The 16,745-nt window shown below is 64.6% G+C and carries 16 protein-coding genes and 1 pseudogene; 5 read left to right on the plus strand and 12 right to left on the minus strand.

The genetic code is table 11. From position 1 onward, the window contains the following. Positions 1-7: 7 nt before the first annotated feature. Complete coding sequence (locus AC13FW_RS01265) at positions 8-1,237, minus strand: acetylornithine transaminase (protein WP_482988045.1); 1,230 nt, start codon at positions 1,235-1,237, stop codon at positions 8-10. A 70-nt stretch (positions 1,238-1,307) separates the two neighbouring features. Between AC13FW_RS01265 and AC13FW_RS01270 the strand changes: the two genes are divergently transcribed. Beyond that, positions 1,308-2,171 (plus strand): ion transporter, encoded by an 864-nt coding sequence (locus AC13FW_RS01270; RefSeq protein WP_296250305.1) that lies wholly within the window; start codon positions 1,308-1,310, stop codon positions 2,169-2,171. 137 nt (positions 2,172-2,308) lie between these two features. Here AC13FW_RS01270 and AC13FW_RS01275 read toward each other — a convergent pair whose 3' ends face one another. Continuing rightward, the gene (locus tag AC13FW_RS01275) at positions 2,309-3,124 is read right to left on the minus strand and encodes an SDR family oxidoreductase (RefSeq protein ID WP_296250307.1); all 816 of its coding nucleotides are present in this window, start codon (positions 3,122-3,124) and stop codon (positions 2,309-2,311) included. A gap of 142 nt (positions 3,125-3,266) precedes the next feature. Here AC13FW_RS01275 and AC13FW_RS01280 point away from each other — a divergent pair, with 142 nt between their 5' ends. Continuing rightward, positions 3,267-3,941, plus strand: a complete 675-nt coding sequence (locus AC13FW_RS01280; RefSeq protein ID WP_482987915.1) for a hypothetical protein — start codon at positions 3,267-3,269, stop codon at positions 3,939-3,941. 60 nt (positions 3,942-4,001) lie between these two features. Here AC13FW_RS01280 and AC13FW_RS01285 read toward each other — a convergent pair whose 3' ends face one another. Next, positions 4,002-4,544 carry a DUF2867 domain-containing protein gene (locus tag AC13FW_RS01285; protein ID WP_482987916.1) on the minus strand — a complete coding sequence of 181 codons (543 nt, stop codon included), beginning with the start codon at positions 4,542-4,544 and terminating at the stop codon, positions 4,002-4,004. Beyond that, positions 4,541-5,203, minus strand: coding sequence for a protein kinase family protein (locus AC13FW_RS01290; RefSeq protein ID WP_482987917.1), 663 nt, complete (start codon positions 5,201-5,203; stop codon positions 4,541-4,543). Before AC13FW_RS01290 ends, AC13FW_RS01285 begins: the two co-directional genes overlap by 4 nt. 126 nt (positions 5,204-5,329) lie before the next feature. Between AC13FW_RS01290 and AC13FW_RS01295 the strand changes: the two genes are divergently transcribed. Further along, the gene (locus AC13FW_RS01295) at positions 5,330-7,345 is read left to right on the plus strand and encodes a bifunctional DedA family/phosphatase PAP2 family protein (RefSeq protein ID WP_296250316.1); all 2,016 of its coding nucleotides are present in this window, start codon (positions 5,330-5,332) and stop codon (positions 7,343-7,345) included. Between the two features lie 197 nt (positions 7,346-7,542). Here the strand turns inward: AC13FW_RS01295 and AC13FW_RS01300 are convergent, their stop codons facing one another. The 8 genes and pseudogenes from AC13FW_RS01300 to AC13FW_RS01335 form a co-directional block, all read right to left on the minus strand. Then, positions 7,543-8,151 (minus strand): LON peptidase substrate-binding domain-containing protein, encoded by a 609-nt coding sequence (locus AC13FW_RS01300; protein WP_296250318.1) that lies wholly within the window; start codon positions 8,149-8,151, stop codon positions 7,543-7,545. An 87-nt stretch (positions 8,152-8,238) separates the two neighbouring features. Continuing rightward, entirely contained in the window at positions 8,239-9,609 is a 1,371-nt protein-coding gene (locus AC13FW_RS01305; protein WP_296250320.1) for a DcaP family trimeric outer membrane transporter, read from the minus strand. 196 nt (positions 9,610-9,805) lie between these two features. Beyond that, positions 9,806-10,594 (minus strand): 2-oxo-3-hexenedioate decarboxylase, encoded by a 789-nt coding sequence (gene dmpH / locus AC13FW_RS01310; protein ID WP_482987918.1) that lies wholly within the window; start codon positions 10,592-10,594, stop codon positions 9,806-9,808. Continuing rightward, positions 10,591-11,631: a 4-hydroxy-2-oxovalerate aldolase gene (gene dmpG / locus AC13FW_RS01315; protein WP_482987919.1), complete on the minus strand. Its 1,041-nt coding sequence runs from the start codon at positions 11,629-11,631 to the stop codon at positions 10,591-10,593. Before dmpG ends, dmpH begins: the two co-directional genes overlap by 4 nt. Before the next feature lie 10 nt (positions 11,632-11,641). After that, positions 11,642-12,580: an acetaldehyde dehydrogenase (acetylating) gene (locus tag AC13FW_RS01320; RefSeq protein ID WP_296250325.1), complete on the minus strand. Its 939-nt coding sequence runs from the start codon at positions 12,578-12,580 to the stop codon at positions 11,642-11,644. 40 nt (positions 12,581-12,620) lie between these two features. Continuing rightward, positions 12,621-13,418, minus strand: coding sequence for a fumarylacetoacetate hydrolase family protein (locus AC13FW_RS01325; protein ID WP_482987920.1), 798 nt, complete (start codon positions 13,416-13,418; stop codon positions 12,621-12,623). Then, positions 13,415-13,621: pseudogene (locus tag AC13FW_RS01330) on the minus strand (tautomerase family protein); the annotation flags it as partial. The gene AC13FW_RS01325 and the pseudogene AC13FW_RS01330, both read right to left, overlap by 4 nt. A 19-nt stretch (positions 13,622-13,640) precedes the next feature. Beyond that, on the minus strand, positions 13,641-14,906 hold the full coding sequence (locus tag AC13FW_RS01335; protein ID WP_296250329.1) for an MFS transporter: 1,266 nt from the start codon (positions 14,904-14,906) through the stop codon (positions 13,641-13,643). Positions 14,907-15,055: 149 nt separating this feature from the next. On the opposite strand from AC13FW_RS01335, the gene AC13FW_RS01340 reads away from it, so the two are divergent. Together AC13FW_RS01340 and AC13FW_RS01345 are read left to right on the plus strand one after the other, a co-directional pair. Beyond that, positions 15,056-15,724, plus strand: coding sequence for a hypothetical protein (locus AC13FW_RS01340; RefSeq protein WP_482987921.1), 669 nt, complete (start codon positions 15,056-15,058; stop codon positions 15,722-15,724). A 59-nt stretch (positions 15,725-15,783) separates the two neighbouring features. Beyond that, entirely contained in the window at positions 15,784-16,629 is an 846-nt protein-coding gene (locus AC13FW_RS01345) for an IclR family transcriptional regulator (protein WP_482987922.1), read from the plus strand. Positions 16,630-16,745: the final 116 nt, after the last annotated feature.

Below are 16,745 nucleotides of genomic sequence, written 5' to 3' on the forward strand. Positions count from 1 at the left end.
ACCCAACTTACTTGCGCGACGCCATATACGCCGCAATCGCCTCACGCACGCGCTTCAGGCCTTCCGCCACTTCTTCATCGGTGATGTTCAGCGCCGGCACGAAACGCAGCACGCTGGTGCCGGCCTGCAGGATCAGCACCTGCTTTTCAGCCGCCAGATCCAGCAGCACGCCGATGTCAGCCACGTAGTCGGGCTTGAGCACCGCGCCCAGCATCAGGCCCATGCCGCGCACCTGCTCGAACACGCCGAACTCTTCGCCGATCGCTTCCAGACCGGCTTTCAATGCGGCCGACTGGCGCAGCACATTGGCCTTGATCTCGTCGGAGGACAGCTTGCGTAGCGCCACGCGGGCAACCGCAGCCGCCAGCGGGTTACCGCCGAAGGTGCTGCCGTGCGCGCCAACGCCCATGATGTCGGCGACCTTGGGGCCGGCCAGCATCGCGCCGATCGGGAAGCCACCACCCAGCGCCTTGGCGAGGGTGACGATGTCCGGGGTCACGCCCCAGTTCCAATGCGCGAACAGCTCACCGGTACGGCCCATGCCGACCTGGATTTCATCCAGCACCATCAACGCATCGTGCTGGTCGCACAGCTCGCGGGCGCGACGCATGAACTCCGCACTGGCCGGCATCACCCCACCCTCGCCCTGCACCGGCTCGAACATCACCGCGGCAACATCGCCAGCGGCCATCGCTTCCTCAAGCTGGGCGACGTCGTTGAAATCGACATAACGGAAGCCGCCAGGCAGCGGCTCGTAGCCTTCCTGGTACTTGGGCTGGGCGGTAGCGGTGACCGTGGCCAGGGTGCGGCCATGGAAGCTGCCACGGAAGGTCACGATGAAACGCTTCTCCGGGCCACGGCCCTGCGCGCTGGCCCACTTGCGTACCAGCTTGATCGCCACTTCATTGGCTTCAGCGCCGGAATTGCACAGGAACACGCGCTTGGCGAAACGCGAGGCCTCCACCAGTTCCTGCGCCAGGTGCAGCGGCGGCTCGCTGTAGAACATGTTGCTGGTATGCCACAGCTTGTCGGCCTGCTCGAACAGCGCGGCCTTCAGGTCCGGGTTGTTGTGGCCCAGGCTGCATACCGCGATGCCGGCGGCCAGATCGATGAATTCACGGCCCTGCGTATCCCACAGTCGCGCGCCCTGGCCTCGTTCCAGCACCAGCTGGCGCGGGCGGTAGACCGGCAGGTAGTAATTGGACAGGGACAACAACGGCTCGACGACAGCGGTCATGGCGTTCCAGATCAGTGGGTATGAACGGCCCATTGTCCTCCATTCCGTGGGCCTGCGGCACAATGGACGCATGCGACTGTTCTCAGCCCCCCAACTGAACCCGGCCAGCGACAGCGGTTGGCGCCGCCGCTGGTTCGACATCATCCACCGCACCGACACCCCGCCCTCGCGCCGCTTCGACCTGCTGCTGGTCTGGGCCATCCTCGCCAGCGTGCTGGTGGTGATGTTCGACAGCGTGCAGCACATCCACACTGCCTGGGCCAGCTGGTTCTATGTGGTCGAGTGGGGTTTCACCCTGCTGTTCACCGCCGAGTACCTGCTGCGCCTGCTGGTGGTACGGCGGCCGCTACGCTACGCGTTCAGCATCTGGGGCATCATCGACCTGCTGGCGATCCTGCCTTCCTATATCTCCTTCTTCATCCCCGGCGCACAGAGCCTGCTGGTGGTGCGGGTGCTGCGCCTGCTGCGGGTGTTCCGCATCCTCAAGCTGACCCGCTACATCGAGGAGAGCGGCGTGCTGATGGCCGCGCTATGGCGCAGCCGCCGCAAGATCCTGCTGTTCCTGTCGATGGTGGTGACCATCGCCATCATCGCCGGCGCCTTGATGTATGTGATCGAAGGCCCGCAGTACGGCTTCAGCAACATCCCCGCCAGCATGTACTGGGCGGTGGTGACGATGGCCACGGTGGGTTTTGGCGACATCGTCCCGCACACCACGCTGGGCCGCTTCATCACCTCGGTACTGATCCTGATCGGCTACAGCATCCTGGCCGTGCCGACCGGTATCTACACCGCCGAGCTGGCTGGCAACATGCTGCGCGAAAGCCGCCGCGACAACCGTGGCTGCACGGTGTGCGGGCATGAGGGACACGAGTTCAAGGCGAAGTACTGCAATCGCTGCGGGCATGAGTTGCCGGAGCACCTCGAGCATTGAGTGCCACGCGCAGGTTGTGGGAGCGGCGTAAGCCGCGAAGCTGGTGATGCGAGAAAGGCCCTGAAAACCAACCCCTCCCCAACCCTCCCCTACGCCTACGGCGCAAGGGAGGGAGACAACATCGGCCTCGGCACTTCTCAGAGAAACAGATCCGGCATCAGCGGCCGTGTCGGGTCCATCGCATAACCCGACAGGTCGGTGATGCCCGCCTCCGCCAGCACCTCGTCGTCCAACAGGAACTGGCCACTGAAACCAGCCGCGGTCCGGGTCAGCACCGCATGCGCGGCATCGGCCATGATCTCGGGTTTGCGACAGCCCGCCACATCCACACCGGGAATCATGTTGATCGCATCGGTGGCGATCACCGTACGCGGCCACAAGGCATTGACTGCAACGCCCTGACGACCAAACTCAGCCGCCAGGCCCAGGGTGACGAAACTCATGCCCATCTTGGCCAGGGTGTAGCCGGTATGCGGGCCCCACCACTTCGGATCGAGGCTGGGCGGCGGTGCCAGGGTCAGGATGTGCGGGTTTGGCGCCTGCAGCAGGTGCGGCAGGCAGGCCTGCGCGCACAGGAAGCTGCCGCGCGAATTGACCTGCTGCATCAGGTCGAAGCGTTTCATCGGCGTATCCAGGGTGCCGCGCAACCAGATCGCCGAGGCGTTGTTGACCAGGATATCGATGCCACCAAAGGTGTCCACGGTTGCAGCCACCGCCGCATTGACCTGGTCTTCTTCGCGGATGTCGCACTTCAGCGCCAGACCCTGGCCACCTGCTGCCCTGACGGCCTCGGCAGCGGTGTGGATGGTGCCCGGCAGCTTGGGATTGGCGACCGCCGACTTGGCGGCAATGGCGACGTTGGCACCATCGCGCGCGGCGCGCAGGGCGATGGCCAGACCGATGCCGCGCGAGGCGCCGGTGATGAAAAGGGTCTTGCCTTGCAAGCTGCTCATGCGCACTCCGCGACCGGTAAGAAAGCAATCCGCATTATGCCGATACCGGTACCCACGCATAGTCCCGCGGTTTGCCCGGACTTCGACACTCAGGGTTCATATGACTTGCCGATACTGGTGCGATATCGCGCAAGGATTCCCGATGAAGACACTCCACCTGACTGCTCCGCTGTTGCTTGCACTTGGCCTTGGTGCCTGCCAGAAGCCGCCCCTCCCTGCCGAAGTACCGGCGGCGGCCAAGGATGTCACCGCCCAGACCACCGGTCTGGGCGAGCAGGCTGCCCGCATTGGTCCCAATGCCGCATGGACGGGGTCGATCGATTCCTGCCGCACCGACACTGCCGCCGACAGCTGCCTGCTGCAGGTGATGCGTAGCGGCGGTGCGTCTGCCGCCGCACTGACGGCTGCCAGCACCTTGTCAGCGCAGGGCAAGCCTGGCTATGTCACCGCATGGCAGAACGTCGAAGGCATCGGCGTGGCCACGCTGGAATTCCCGTTCCGCGCAAATACCAATCAGGGCACTTGGCTGGTGGATGCGAATGGTCAGGCCATCGACGTGGATGAGGACGTGCTCGATGATGCAGCACGCGGCTCGGATGCCTACAAAGCCTTCTCCAGCAAGCATCCCGACTCCGGCCCGTTCGCACCTGCCGTGCCCGCCGGCACCCAGGCTTTGCCCGATGGCGGCGTGCGCCTGCGCTACACCACACCACTGCGAAGCTGCCATGCCTGCGCCGATGATGGCCATGTGACCATTGGCTACGACTTTGATGGCAAGCGCAGCTTCAAAGGCCGGCAACTGCTCGAGCTGCGCTGAATCGACGCAGTTCAGTCGATATTGCAGGACAAGCACTGCGCTTGGCACAGGCAGTGCAGCTCAATCCCCTCCGAGCGCTACCCTGCGCCGCGTATAGCGCTCCAGCAAACGCGGCACGATGACCCGGTGCAAGGGCGCTACCGGCAACATGTACAGACGCCCAAACGGCCGGTGCAGGTGAACCACGGTGCTCACCTGCAACTCGCAGCTGTCATCGTCTGGGCCAAGCTCTACTGACAGTTCGACGCGCAGATGACGGTCGCTGTCGCCCAGTACCACGCCATCGGCCGTCAGCGCCCGCACGGTGAATATCCCGAGCCTGTCGCCAACTGCCAGCCCTTCCGGTGCATGTACCGGCACACTGCGGATCGCGCCCAGATGCTTCATTCCCAGCAGCCGCATGCCGGCATTGCGCAGTCGCATCAGGCCATCGAACCAGGCCGGCACCTGCCGGGCGATATCCAGATAGGCCTGAACGGCGCTTTCCGGCCGCCGGGCCAGGGCTATCCTTGCAGCATGCGCAAAATAACTGCCCGGCAGCTGTGGATGCAGCAAGTTGCCCGCAGCTATGTACACCTCGCGCGCACGCACACCACTACTCAAGGCTTCGGCCCCTGCCCTTCGTTGTCTTCCCAATGCAGGATGCGACGGGTGACGAAGCGGTAGACCGGCTTGCCGGTGGCAAACCACAGCTCGCGAATCCACGAATGCCGTTTGAGCAGGCGCAGCTCCACCGGGGTCAGCTCCTGCCGGCAGTACATGCGTTTGTGCTTGAGCAGGTGGCGCAGGTCTTCGCGGGCCAACAGCCGCATCCAGCGCGAACGCGGGTTGCCGCACACCGCCAGCTGGAAATCGATCAGCGCCGGGGAACCGTCCTCGCGCACCAGCCAGTTAGCTTCCTTGGCCAGGTCGTTGTGGGCGATGCCATGCCGGTGCACGCGTTGCAGCAGGCGCCGCGCGGCACGGAAATACGCCAGATCGCCATGTGGCGGGCGCTGGTACATGGCCGCACCTTCCATGTAGCTGCGGTCCAGCCAATGTCCGTCCCAAGCCAGCAACTTCGGCGTCGCCTCCATGCCGTCGAGCTTGGCCAGCGCACGCGCTTCCCGCCGCGCCAGCCACCAGGCCGGCAGGCGCAACCACAAGGGCGTCGCCCCCAGGTCGCGGCGCACGAAGCGCCCTTGCGGGCCTTCCATCAACAGGATTTGTCCGAAGCTGTCAGCCTTCAGCGCAGTGACAGGTGCGGGCGCAGAGTCAGTCATCGCGACATTCTAGCCGCCCGCGCGCCTTTCACTGAGCGCCATCGCAGGTGAACGACCACACCTGCAATCCACTGAACCTCTGCCGCTGCCATCGGTCTGACTCGGGCTTCCCTTTATAATCCGCTGATGAATTCTTCCTGGATCGACGCCACGCTTGCGTGGATCGCCGCCAACCCCGTCCTTGCTGGCCTGGCGATCTTCGCCATCGCCTTCTGCGATGCCGTGATCATCCTCGGCGCCATCGTGCCGGCTTTGCCGCTGATGATCGCGGTAGGTGTATTGATCGGCATGGGCGAGTTGTCCGGCCCCTATGCGGTGATATGCGCCACCTTGGGCGCCTTTGCCGGCGACGGCTTGAGCTATTGGGTGGGTCGCCGTTGGGGTGACCGCCTGCGCGGCGTATGGCCATTCAGCCGTTATCCACAGCTGCTGGACCGTGGCGAAGTCATGTTCCGCCGCAATGCGTTCAAGAGCATCCTGATCGCCCGCTATGTCGGTGCGATCCGGCCATTTGTTCCGGCCATCGCCGGCATGGCCAACATGCGTTTCGTCAGCTATCTCAAGGCCAGCGGCCTGGCCTGCCTGTCCTGGGCCATCCTGTTCCTGCTGCCCGGCTGGGCGCTGGGACAGGCCTATGACGCCGTCGCGGCGGTGGCCGGACGGCTGTTCCTGGTGGTCGCTCTATTGGGCGCCCTGCTGGGCCTGGTCTGGGCGATCGTGCTGTACGGCTACCGCTGGTCGGCGACACGCATGGACGGCTGGCTGGCCCGCCTGCTGGCCTGGTCGCACCGCCACCCGCGCTTCATCGGCCACTCCTTGAGTGACCTGTTCGACCCCAAGCGCCGCGAATCGGTACCGCTGGCGATGCTGGCGCTGATGCTGCTGGTGCTGGGCTGGGGCTGGTTTGCACTGCTGATGGTGGTGGTCGGCCACGGCGAACCGCTGGCGCTGGACCTGGCCGTGCACCGCTTGATGCTGGCCCTGCGCAACCCTCTGGCCGACTACCCGATGGCCGCACTGGCCTCGCTGGGCGACTGGCAGGTGCTGTTGCCCGCCATCGCCGCGGGCATGGGCTACCTGGCCTGGCGGCGGCGCTGGATGGCGGTCCTCCACTGGCTGGCAGCATTGGCCTTCGGCCTGGCGCTGACCAAGCTGCTGGGTGCCACCGTCGACGTGGTGCGGCCACCTGCTGCCAGCAGCGGCTTTGGCTTCCCGTCGGTGGCGGTGACCATGGCCACCATCACCTTCGGCTTCTTTGCGGTGCTGATCGGCCGCGAGCTGCCGGGGCGCACCCGCGTCTGGCCGTACCTGCTGTCCGGTGCGGTGGTCACGGTGATTGGCTTTGCCCGCATCTACCTGGGCGCGCATTGGCTCAGCGACGTGATCGGCGGCATGTTGTTCGGCGTGTTCTGGCTGCTGGTGCTGGGCGTGGCCTATCGCCGCCGCTTCAACCGCTCGTTCTGGGTCAAGCCAGTGACATGGCTGTTCTATGGCGCGTTCCTGGTGGCCGGGCTCTGGTATGCGCCACGCAATGTGCCGGCCAAGCTGGCCAAGTTCGAACCGGCGGCCGCCGCGACCACACTGATGGACGCGTCGCATTGGTGGCAGCAGGGCTGGCGTGAGCTTCCCGCACGTCGCAATGATTTCGATGACGACCAGCGCTGGCCGTTGGATGTGCAGGTTGCCGGTCCCTTGCCGGCCCTGCAGCAGCAGTTGGAACGCAACGGCTGGACCCTGCAGCCGCAGGCCGGCTGGCAACAAGCACTGATGATGCTGGACATGAAAGCCACGCCACAGCAGGTACCGGTGTTGCCTGCCACGCTGGACACCAATGTCGAGGCACTACTGATGCTGCGTCCCGGCGAACGCCCGGATGAGGTCTATGCACTGCGTTTGTGGCCATCCTCTGCACGCCTGCAACCCGGGCAGGCGCCGGTATGGCTGGGCAGCGCACAAACGCTGCGCTACCAGCGCCACTTGAAGCTGTTTGGCATGTGGCGGCCATTGCGTGGCGTCGATCCTGCACTGGACGCACTCAAGCAATCACTGGAAGGCCTGGAAACCCAGCAACAGGTGCAGCCGGAGACGGGTTTGCCGTTGTTGATGATCCGTGCCGAGCCAACCCCGCAAGAACGACTGTAGTGCCGAGCCATGCTCGGCAGAGGCTTTCCCTGTAACACTCCTGCCGAGCATGGCTCGGCACTATGAAGGCATTGCTGGCCAGCACTGCGGGATCGGCGTAAGCCGCGACGCTGGCAATGCCTCGCTGCTCGCGTCAATCAAGATCTGGTGATGTATTGGCTTCGCGGCTTACGCCGCCCCCACATCCTTCGGCTGGGTTACAGATCTTCCTCGATCGGCACGTCCAGCTCCGGAATCCATTCCAGCAATCGATCCAGGCGTCGCCGCGGATCGTTCTCCTGCAACAGCTGCAGCCGCTGGGTTTCGCTGAGCGGCAATAGTTCGGCCAGGCGCCAACCCACCCACGCTGCCTGATCCAACTGTGCCGGACCGGCGGCGGCGTACTCGCCGCCTATCTGCTCGATGATGTGCTCCAGCAAGGTAGCGAGCAGCCCATGTTCCGGCTGCAGTTCATCATCGCTGTCGAGCTCGCACCACTGCACATCCGCCGTTACCAAACCGTTGTCACGTACATGGGTTGTCATTACGTGGAAGCGTCGCGTGCCGCGCAGACGCAATACCAATACGCCATCGGGGCCGACATCGAAATCCTCAACCGTGGCCTCGACGCCCCATGCAGCAGGCGTTGCCGGTGCACCGACTTCCTCACCATGCAGGATCAGGCAGACACCGAAACTGCCGCCGGTACGCCCGCACTCGCGCACCAGATCCAGGTAACGCGGCTCGAACACGCGCAGGTTCAACGCCGCGCCCGGCAGCAAGGTTGCGTGCAGCGGAAACAATGGCAGGCTTGGCGATGTATTCATGACAGACAACACGGGCGGACCAAGGCTGATGTTACCCCAGCCCGCCGGTGCTGTTCCGCAACGCGCACGCACAAGCGCGTGCTTGCATCAGAAGTTGTACTTCACGTGGGTGTGCAGGCGGTTCATGTCGCCCTCCTGTCCGTTCTCGATGCGACGCGTCGCATGACTCAACTCGACACCGAGATCCAGCTTGGGGAACGGCGAGTAGATCAGGTTGGCACGCACCGACTGCGCCCTCTCGGTCACCTCGTAGCCCGTCAACGCGGCATCGTTGTCCAGCACCGCAACCGAGTACACCAGGTTGCCGCGCAGCTTCGGCGTGAAGGCATGGCGCCAGGCAGCGAAACCGCCGTAGCCGTCCATCGCATGCAGCCTGCCCTCCTCGTCGAGCACCGTATCGCTGCCCAGCGCGAAACCGAGGTAGCGCCCCACGCCACTGCCACCACTGACCATGTAGCGCAGGTCATCGTTGGCACCGATGTTGAAGCGACCTGACACACTCAATGCCGCGCCAGTCTCGGTCTCCCCACCATAGCGGAAGTTGCGCAGCATCGCTGCGGCGGTGAAATGGCCCCAGTTGCCGCGCGTGTTCCAGCGTGCGGTCAAATCCGGGATCGTATCGGCGCCGCTGTTGAAGCGTGCACCACGGCCAGCAAACGGAGTGATCGTGGTCTGCGGGTTCTCCGCCGAGAACGACCAGGCGCCGCGGGTGTAACGCAGCTGTGCCTGCCGCGAGAAGATGGTGCCTTCGGAGGGCCCGGTGAAATCGACGGTATCCGGCAGCGCGGCAACATCCTGGAAGTTGGACCAGGTCTGGCCGGCCAACCAATTGTTCCAGCTCACATAGGCCTGGCGCAGGGTCAGCGCATACGTGTTGGTGATGACCTCGTTGCCAGCGAACGCATTGCTGCCACCACCGTACATGTCGGCCTCGATATAGGCCTTGAGCTTGTCACCATTGTCGGTGGTGGTGTCAGCACCAAACCAGAAGCGCGAGAACTGCGCATGCACATCGGTGTAGCTGGCGCTGCGGCCATTGCCATCGGCTGCTACCGGGGTGGCGCCGGGAAAGTAGAACAGGCGCCCGGCCGAGCCGTCCGCGATTTCACCATCGCTGGTCCGGGTATACATCGAATCGAGCTTGATGAAGCCGCCGAAGGAGAACTTCGTGCCCGGCATTGCGTTGGGCAGGGTCGCCGACGGTGCAGCCGGTGCAGCGGCAACCACGCGGGTTGTATCAAGTGCGCTTGCGCTCGCAGCGGGAGCCGCAGCGGCGTTGGCCGCCTCACGTTGCTGGTACTGCTGCAGCATCGCGCGCATCTGCTGCATCTCCTGCTCCAACTGCGCCATCCGCGCTTCCATGGCCTTGGCATCCGTTGCCTGTGCGAGCGCACTCAGCGGCATCGCCGCCAAGGCCGTGGTGACGGCCAGGGCCGCCAGCTTCTTGTTGCTGATCATTGCTTTCCCCTCCCAGGGCAACAGAACACCGTTCCGGCCCTGTTTGGAAAGGCCGGTCGAAATGACGCCGTTTTCTAATGCGGGAAATCGCTCTTCCCGATTTCCAAAATCCACCTTCAGATCGTCATTCCCGCGCAGGCGGGAATGACGATCTGAAACAAATTGGGGAGCCCAGCGTGCAGCTACCTTCCACCCGTCAAACAAACCGCATCGAAGTGGTGCCAAGGCCATCGGCGCGTACCAGTACGTTGTCACCGGCTGCAACCGCCACTGCCGCGGTGATCGCACCGGACAGCACCACGCTGCCCGCGGGCAACACCTGCCCACGCTGCGCTAACATGTTGACCAGCATCGCCACCGCTTCTGCCGGGTTGCCGAGCACCGCCGCACCGGCACCGACCTCAACTACCTGGCCGTTCTTCTCCATCACCACGCCCAGGGTCTCCAGATCCAATCCTTCCACCGCGGTCGGGCGCGAGCCCAGTACGTAGCGCGCCGCCGAGGTGTTGTCGGCGATGACGCTGGGCAGGTCGAAGCGGAAATTCTCATAGCGCGAATCGATCAACTCGATCGCCGGTACCACGTAGTCGGTAGCCGCCAATACCCGGGCGATATCACAGCCCGGCCCCTGCAGCGCATCACGCATCACGAAGGCGATCTCCGCCTCCACCTTCGGATGGATCAGCCGGGCGGTGTCCACGACGGCGCCATCGTCGACGGCATTGTCATCACCCAGGAAGCCATAGATCGGCGTGTCAACGCCCATCTGCTGCATCTTCGGGCGCGAGGTCAGGCCCATCTTCATGCCGACGATGCGAACACCTGCGGACTGCTTGAGGCTGCGCAGGCATTCCTGGATGTCGTAGGCCTCATCTACTCCGATCTGCGGGTACGCGGCGGTGATCTTCACCACCTCGCGCACGTCCTGCTCGGCGGACAGCAGCTGCTTGGCGCAGCCTTCAATGATGGAACGGTCCAAGGTCATGCGGTTTTCTCCTGCGTGGTGGCGTCGCGGGCGCGCAGCACATCCAGTGCGACGTCCACGATCATGTCTTCCTGGCCACCGACCATGCGGCGCTTGCCGAGTTCGACCAGGATGTCGACGGTATTGATTCCGAAGCGCTTTGACGCAGCCTCGGCGTGGCGCAGGAAGCTGGAGTACACGCCTGCATAGCCCAATGCCAGGGTCTCGCGGTCCACGCGTACCGGCCGGTCCTGCAGTGGACGCACGATGTCATCGGCGGCATCCATCAAGGTGTAAAGATCACAGCCATGGTTCCAGCCCATGCGCTCGGCGGCGGCAATGAACACTTCCAGCGGCGCATTGCCTGCGCCCGCGCCCATGCCGGCAAGGCTGGCGTCGATGCGGATCGCGCCGGCTTCGACTGCGGCGATGGAGTTGGCCACGCCCAGCGACAGGTTGTGGTGCGCATGGATGCCGATCTGCGTATCGGCCTGCAGCGACTCGCGCAGCGCGCTGACCCGCTCGCGCACGTCGTTCATGTTGAGAGCGCCGCCGGAATCCACCACGTACACGCAGGACGCGCCGTAGCTTTCCATCTTCTTCGCTTCCACCGCCAACGCCGCAGGCGTGGTCATGTGGCTCATCATCAGGAAGCCGACTGTGTCCATGCCCAGCGCGTTGGCCGCTTCGATGTGCTGGCGCGAGATGTCGGCCTCGGTGCAGTGGGTGGCCACGCGCACGATGCGCGCACCGGCTGCATGCGCATTCTTCAGGTCATGCACGGTGCCGATGCCGGGCAGCAGCAGCGTGGCGATGCTGGCATGCGAAACCGATTCGGCAGCCGCCTCGATCCACTCAACGTCGCTGTGCGCGCCGAAACCGTAGTTGAACGATGAGCCCTGCAGGCCATCGCCATGCGCGACCTCGATCGAATCCACCCGCGCCTTGTCCAGCGCAGTGGCGATCGCCCGCACCTGCGCCACGCTGTAGCGGTGACGCACCGCGTGCGAACCGTCACGCAGGGTGACATCGGAGATGTAGAGCTTGTTGTCAGTCATGCGTTCTTCCTCAGGCTGCAGCGCGCGCGGCCAGCACCGAGGCGGCCATGCGCTCACCGGTGGCCAATGCGGCCGACGTCATGATGTCCAGGTTGCCGGCGTAGGCTGGCAGGTAGTGCGCGGCACCTTCCACTTCCAGGAAGATCGTGGTCTTGAGGCCAGTGGTGAGACCGACGCCGGGCACGTTGACCGGTTCGTCCAGCACCTCGAACTGCACCTGCTGCTTGAGCCGGTAGCCCGGCACGTAGGCGGCCACGCGTGCTGCCATGTCATTGACTGCTGCCTCGATGGCCGTGGTGTCGGCCAGTTCGCTGAGCACGTAGACGGTGTCGCGCATCAGCAACGGCGGCTCGGCCGGGTTGAGCACGATGATGGCCTTGCCCACGGCCGCGCCACCAACGCTCTCGATCGCCCGCGAAGTGGTCTCGGTGAACTCATCGATGTTGGCGCGGGTGCCGGGGCCGGCACTCTTGCTGGAAATGCTGGCGACGATCTCGGCGTACTTGACCTTGGCCACCGAGGCCACCGCGGCGACCATCGGAATGGTGGCCTGGCCACCGCAGGTCACCATGTTGACGTTGGCGGCGTCGATGTTGTCGTCCAGGTTGACCGTCGGCACGCAGTACGGACCGATCGCCGCAGGCGTCAGGTCGACCACGCGGATGTCCGGCTTGGCCTTGCGCAGCAACGCGTCGTTGGCAATGTGCGCGGAGGCTGATGTTGCATCGAAGACGATGTCGATATCGGCAAACAACTCCGATTCAATCAGCCCTGCCACGCCACTGGCGATGGTCGGTACGCCCATGCGCGCAGCGCGTGCCAGGCCATCAGAGGCCGGATCGATGCCGACCAGTGCAGCCATCTGCACGTGCTTGCCGTGGCGCAGGATCTTGATCATCAAATCGGTACCGATGTTGCCGGGACCGACGATGGCAGCTTTCAGGGTCATGGAGCACTCCTGTCATTCAATGTGGGGGAGGAAGCAGGCATCACGCGAAATGCACGTCGGCACTGCCAAGCGCGCCAACGCGGACGCGCATGTGGTCACCGGCGGCCACCGGTATCAGCGGCACCAAGGCGCCGGACAGGATCACTTCGCCGGCCTTCAACGGCGTACCAAGGCGACCGAGCGTGTTGGCCAGCCATGCCACGCAGTTGACCGGCGAGCCCAGCGCGGCGGCACCAGCGCCAGTGGCCACCAGCTCGCCGTTCTTCTCGACCACCATGCCCAGCGTGCCCAGGTCCAGGTTCTTCGGCGGCACGCGCAGCTCGCCCAGCACATAGGCTGCGGCGGACGCGTTGTCGGCGACGGTGTCGGTGATGCCGATGCGCCAGTCGCGGATGCGCGAATCAACGATTTCGAAGCACACCGACAGCGCCTCGGTCGCAGCGAGGACATCGTGGTGGGTGATGCCGGGGCCAACCAGGTCGCGTTTGAGGTGGAAGGCGATCTCACCTTCCGCACGCGGCGCGATCATCCCCGCCACCGGCAGCGTGCCGCCGTTGGCTACCTGCATGCGATCGGTGAGGAAGCCGAAGTCCGGCTGGTCGACTTTCAACATGCGCTGCACGGCCGCCGATGTAGCACCGATCTTCTTGCCAACCACGCGCTCGCCATCGGCCAGGCGGCGCGCAAGCAGATCATTGGAGATCGCATAGGCGTCGGCGAGGGTCAGCCCGCTGATCCGCTCGCTCAGTGGATCAACCGCCACGCCAGTACGCAGCGCGGTGTGCAGTTCGCCGCCATGGCGGGCGATCGCAGCGGCCTCCAATACCAAAGCCGTCATGCCTTGCCCCCTTCAACCGGATCGCTCTTGAGCACATCGCCCACCGCGAAACGCTGCGGCGGAACCTCGGTGACCATCACCCGGATCGCACTCATCGGCGCATCCAGTTCCACATGCGCCACCTTCGCCAGTTCGCGGATGAAGCGCTGTACTTTCTGCTCGTCGCGGCCCTGCACCAGGGTCACTTGGATGATCGGCATTTCGTTACTCCTGCTGGTTCGGTCAGGTCAGTTCGACGCCCTTGGTCTCGGGCAGGAACAGCAGCACGATCACTGCAGCCAGCGCGAAGAACCCGGCGGTCGCCATCAAGCCACTGGCGACGCCGTAGCTGTTGGCAAGGAAGCCGATCAAGGCCGGCGCGATGGCGGCGATGGCACGGCCGCCGTTGTAGACGAAGCCCTGCGCGGTGGCGCGCACGGTGGTCGGGAACATTTCGGCGAAGGTCGGCGCGAAGCCGCTGTAGAAGCCGGTGCCGAAGTACGCCACGACGATGCCGAACGCCATCAGTGCCATCGGCGACTTGATCATCACGAACACCGGCACGGTCAGCGCGGAGGCCACGAAAAACAGCATGAAGGCCTTCTTGCGACCGATCGCGTCGGCGATGTAACCGAAGGTGACGAAGCCAAGCGCCGCACCGATCTGCATCACCACGATCCAGATCGTCGACTTGACCATGTCCAGGCCCGGGCCGCCGTCAGCTACCGGCGTTGCGAGGTAGGTCGGGATCCAGGTGAACAGTCCCCAATAGCCACACATCGCGGCGGTGACGAAGGCCAGCCCGACCGTGGTGTTGCGCGCATGGGTACCAAACAGGTTCCGCATGGTCTGGGCGAAGCTGAGGCGTTCCTTCTGGTTGACCCAGATCTCCGGCTCCTTGACGTGGCGGCGCACATAGAAGGCAAGCAGTGCCGGCAACAGGCCAACCGCGAATACCCAGCGCCAACCCAGCGTCGGTACCACCAGCGCGGCGATGATCGCGGCAGCGGCATAACCGGATGCAAACGCACTCTGGATCCAGGCCAGGATCTTGCCGCGGTGCTGTGCCGGCCAGCTCTCGCTGACCAGTGCCGAACCCGCGGACCACTCACCGCCGACACCGAGGCCGACGATCACGCGGAACAGCATCAGCTGGCCCAGCGTGTCGGACAGGCCGCACAGCGCCGTGCCGATGGAGTAACAGATGATGCTGAGCATCATCGACTTCGCCCGCCCCATGCGATCGGCCAGGTAGCCGAACACAAGTCCGCCGAACGCGGTGGCCATCAGCGTGGCCGACATCACCATGCCAGCCTGCGACTTGTCGAAGCCCAGGTCCGCGCTGACGTGCTTGAGCACCATCGCGAACAGCATCAAGTCCATCACGTCCAGCATCCAGCCCAGGTAGGCCGAACGGAACGTGCCCCACTGCTGCTTGCTGGCCCCCTGCCACCAACGGCCACCTGCGCCGCCTGTTACTGCCTGGATCGATGAATCACGCTGCGCCATTGGCTTCCCCTCCGGAATCGTGGCTGATACGAAAGTATCGGTGATCGATACTCAGAGCACAAAATATCCCACTTTTTCTAAAAATGGAACATGGAATTTAATTTTGTATCGATATACGATACGAATGCCGTTACAACCGCGAGATTCCGATGTCCGACCTGATCCTCCGCCTGCACGAAGACCACCTGCCACCCGGCTGCCCTCCTGTTTACCTGCCCAGCGGTCCGCGCGCCCTCTATGTCCGCAGCGGCGGCCTGAGTGTTGAGTCCGCGCAGGACAGCCAGGCGCTGGACCCGGCCCAGGCGCGCGTCTGCCAGCAGCAGGTCACCCTGCTCAACGGCGATCAGGAAACGGTGTTGTGGCGCTGGGAGCTGACTGATCGCAACCGCCCTGCCGGCGCCCTGCCATCGGCGCCCGCCACCCGCAGCGAGCTCAAGCTTGAGGCGCCAATCAACCTGGATGACCGCTTCGAGTGGCTGATGCGCTGCGACCGCGTCGATTTTCCAAAGGGCGGCGTGGCGCTGACCCATGTCCATCAAGGGCCGGGCATCCGGATCTGTGACTACGGCCAGATCAGCATCGAAACGCTCGGAGACAGCCACGATTACCCGGCCGGCAGCGCCTGGTTCGAGCTCGGCCATGCACCGGTACTGGCACCCACCACCGAGACCGAGGAAACCCGGTTCATCCGCTGTTTCCTGCTGCCCCGCCAGCTCAAGGGGCGCAGCTCGATCCGCTACGTGCGCCCGGAAGATGCGGCCGCGCAGAAGACCCAGCAGTACAAGGTTTTCGCAGAGCGATACATCGACCTGCCATAATCGGCGGAAAATGCGGTCAACAGGCCGCGTTCGTCCATGCAACACACTGCAGGTAGCCGATGCCCAGCCACGACGCGAGTGACAAAAAGGAATTGGGCGCCGCCAGCGCCGCCGTTGAGCCACAGGAAGAAAGCGCCGAACAGGGCCTGCCCACCGCCATTGTCTCGCTGAAGGTGATCGAGGCACTGGCCGCGGCACCCACCGGGCTCGGCGTCACCCGCCTTGCACAGTTGCTGGGTATGCCGAAAGCACGCGTGCACCGCCACCTCAGCGTGCTGCGCGAGCATGGCTACGTCGACCAGGACCCGGACAACAACCAGTACCGGGTAGGTTGGCAGATGTTCCTGCTGGGCCGTGCCTGCAGCAGCCGTTTCGATGTGATGGGACTGGCCAAGCCGGTGCTGGAACAGCTGCGCGACGAAGTTGGCCAGACCGTGGTGATCTCCACGTTCTCCGACAACGAGGTGGTGGTGCTGGACCTGCTGCGCGGTACCGCGCCAGTGGAGATCAGCCTGCGCCCGGGCACGCGCTTCCAGCACAACAGCGTGGCGCAGGGCAAGATCGCCCTCGCCTATGGCCCGGACAAGCTGCGCCGCGCCTACCTGACCCAGCCACTGAGCAACAGTACGCCACGCACCATCGTCGACCCGGATCGACTGGCGGCGGAGATCGAGCTGGTGCGCAAGCGCGGCTGGGCCGACGCACCGGAAGAGCTCTACATCGGCATCAACGCCTTGGCCGCGCCGCTGCTGCAAGGCAACGGCGAATTGTTCGGCACCCTGGCCATCGTCGGCTCCATCCACTACCTGCCGAGCACACCGGATCCGGCGCACGTACAGGCCATGTTGAGCGCCGCGGCGCAGATCTCAGCCTTGATGGGCTACCACCCACCCAAGCCCCGCTAAGCCCCACAGGTAGTGCCGAGCCATGCTCGGCAGAGGCCTTACCGCAAAACCCAAACCGTAGTGGGGGGGCCCGCGCGGCGCCCGGCCAGACCGGGCGAAACCCGCCCCGCCGAGGG

This window comes from Stenotrophomonas sp. 21LCFQ19, assembly GCF_056861425.1.

Coding starts and splice junctions, on each gene's coding strand:
- AC13FW_RS01265 (WP_482988045.1), bottom strand. CDS start 1,237: ATGACCGCTGTCGTCGAGCCGTTGTTGTCCCTGTCCAATTACTACCTG.
- AC13FW_RS01270 (WP_296250305.1), top strand. CDS start 1,308: ATGCGACTGTTCTCAGCCCCCCAACTGAACCCGGCCAGCGACAGCGGT.
- AC13FW_RS01275 (WP_296250307.1), bottom strand. CDS start 3,124: ATGAGCAGCTTGCAAGGCAAGACCCTTTTCATCACCGGCGCCTCGCGC.
- AC13FW_RS01280 (WP_482987915.1), top strand. CDS start 3,267: ATGAAGACACTCCACCTGACTGCTCCGCTGTTGCTTGCACTTGGCCTT.
- AC13FW_RS01290 (WP_482987917.1), bottom strand. CDS start 5,203: ATGACTGACTCTGCGCCCGCACCTGTCACTGCGCTGAAGGCTGACAGC.
- AC13FW_RS01295 (WP_296250316.1), top strand. CDS start 5,330: ATGAATTCTTCCTGGATCGACGCCACGCTTGCGTGGATCGCCGCCAAC.
- AC13FW_RS01300 (WP_296250318.1), bottom strand. CDS start 8,151: ATGAATACATCGCCAAGCCTGCCATTGTTTCCGCTGCACGCAACCTTG.
- AC13FW_RS01305 (WP_296250320.1), bottom strand. CDS start 9,609: ATGATCAGCAACAAGAAGCTGGCGGCCCTGGCCGTCACCACGGCCTTG.
- dmpH (WP_482987918.1), bottom strand. CDS start 10,594: ATGACCTTGGACCGTTCCATCATTGAAGGCTGCGCCAAGCAGCTGCTG.
- dmpG (WP_482987919.1), bottom strand. CDS start 11,631: ATGACTGACAACAAGCTCTACATCTCCGATGTCACCCTGCGTGACGGT.
- AC13FW_RS01320 (WP_296250325.1), bottom strand. CDS start 12,580: ATGACCCTGAAAGCTGCCATCGTCGGTCCCGGCAACATCGGTACCGAT.
- AC13FW_RS01325 (WP_482987920.1), bottom strand. CDS start 13,418: ATGACGGCTTTGGTATTGGAGGCCGCTGCGATCGCCCGCCATGGCGGC.
- AC13FW_RS01335 (WP_296250329.1), bottom strand. CDS start 14,906: ATGGCGCAGCGTGATTCATCGATCCAGGCAGTAACAGGCGGCGCAGGT.
- AC13FW_RS01340 (WP_482987921.1), top strand. CDS start 15,056: ATGTCCGACCTGATCCTCCGCCTGCACGAAGACCACCTGCCACCCGGC.
- AC13FW_RS01345 (WP_482987922.1), top strand. CDS start 15,784: ATGCCCAGCCACGACGCGAGTGACAAAAAGGAATTGGGCGCCGCCAGC.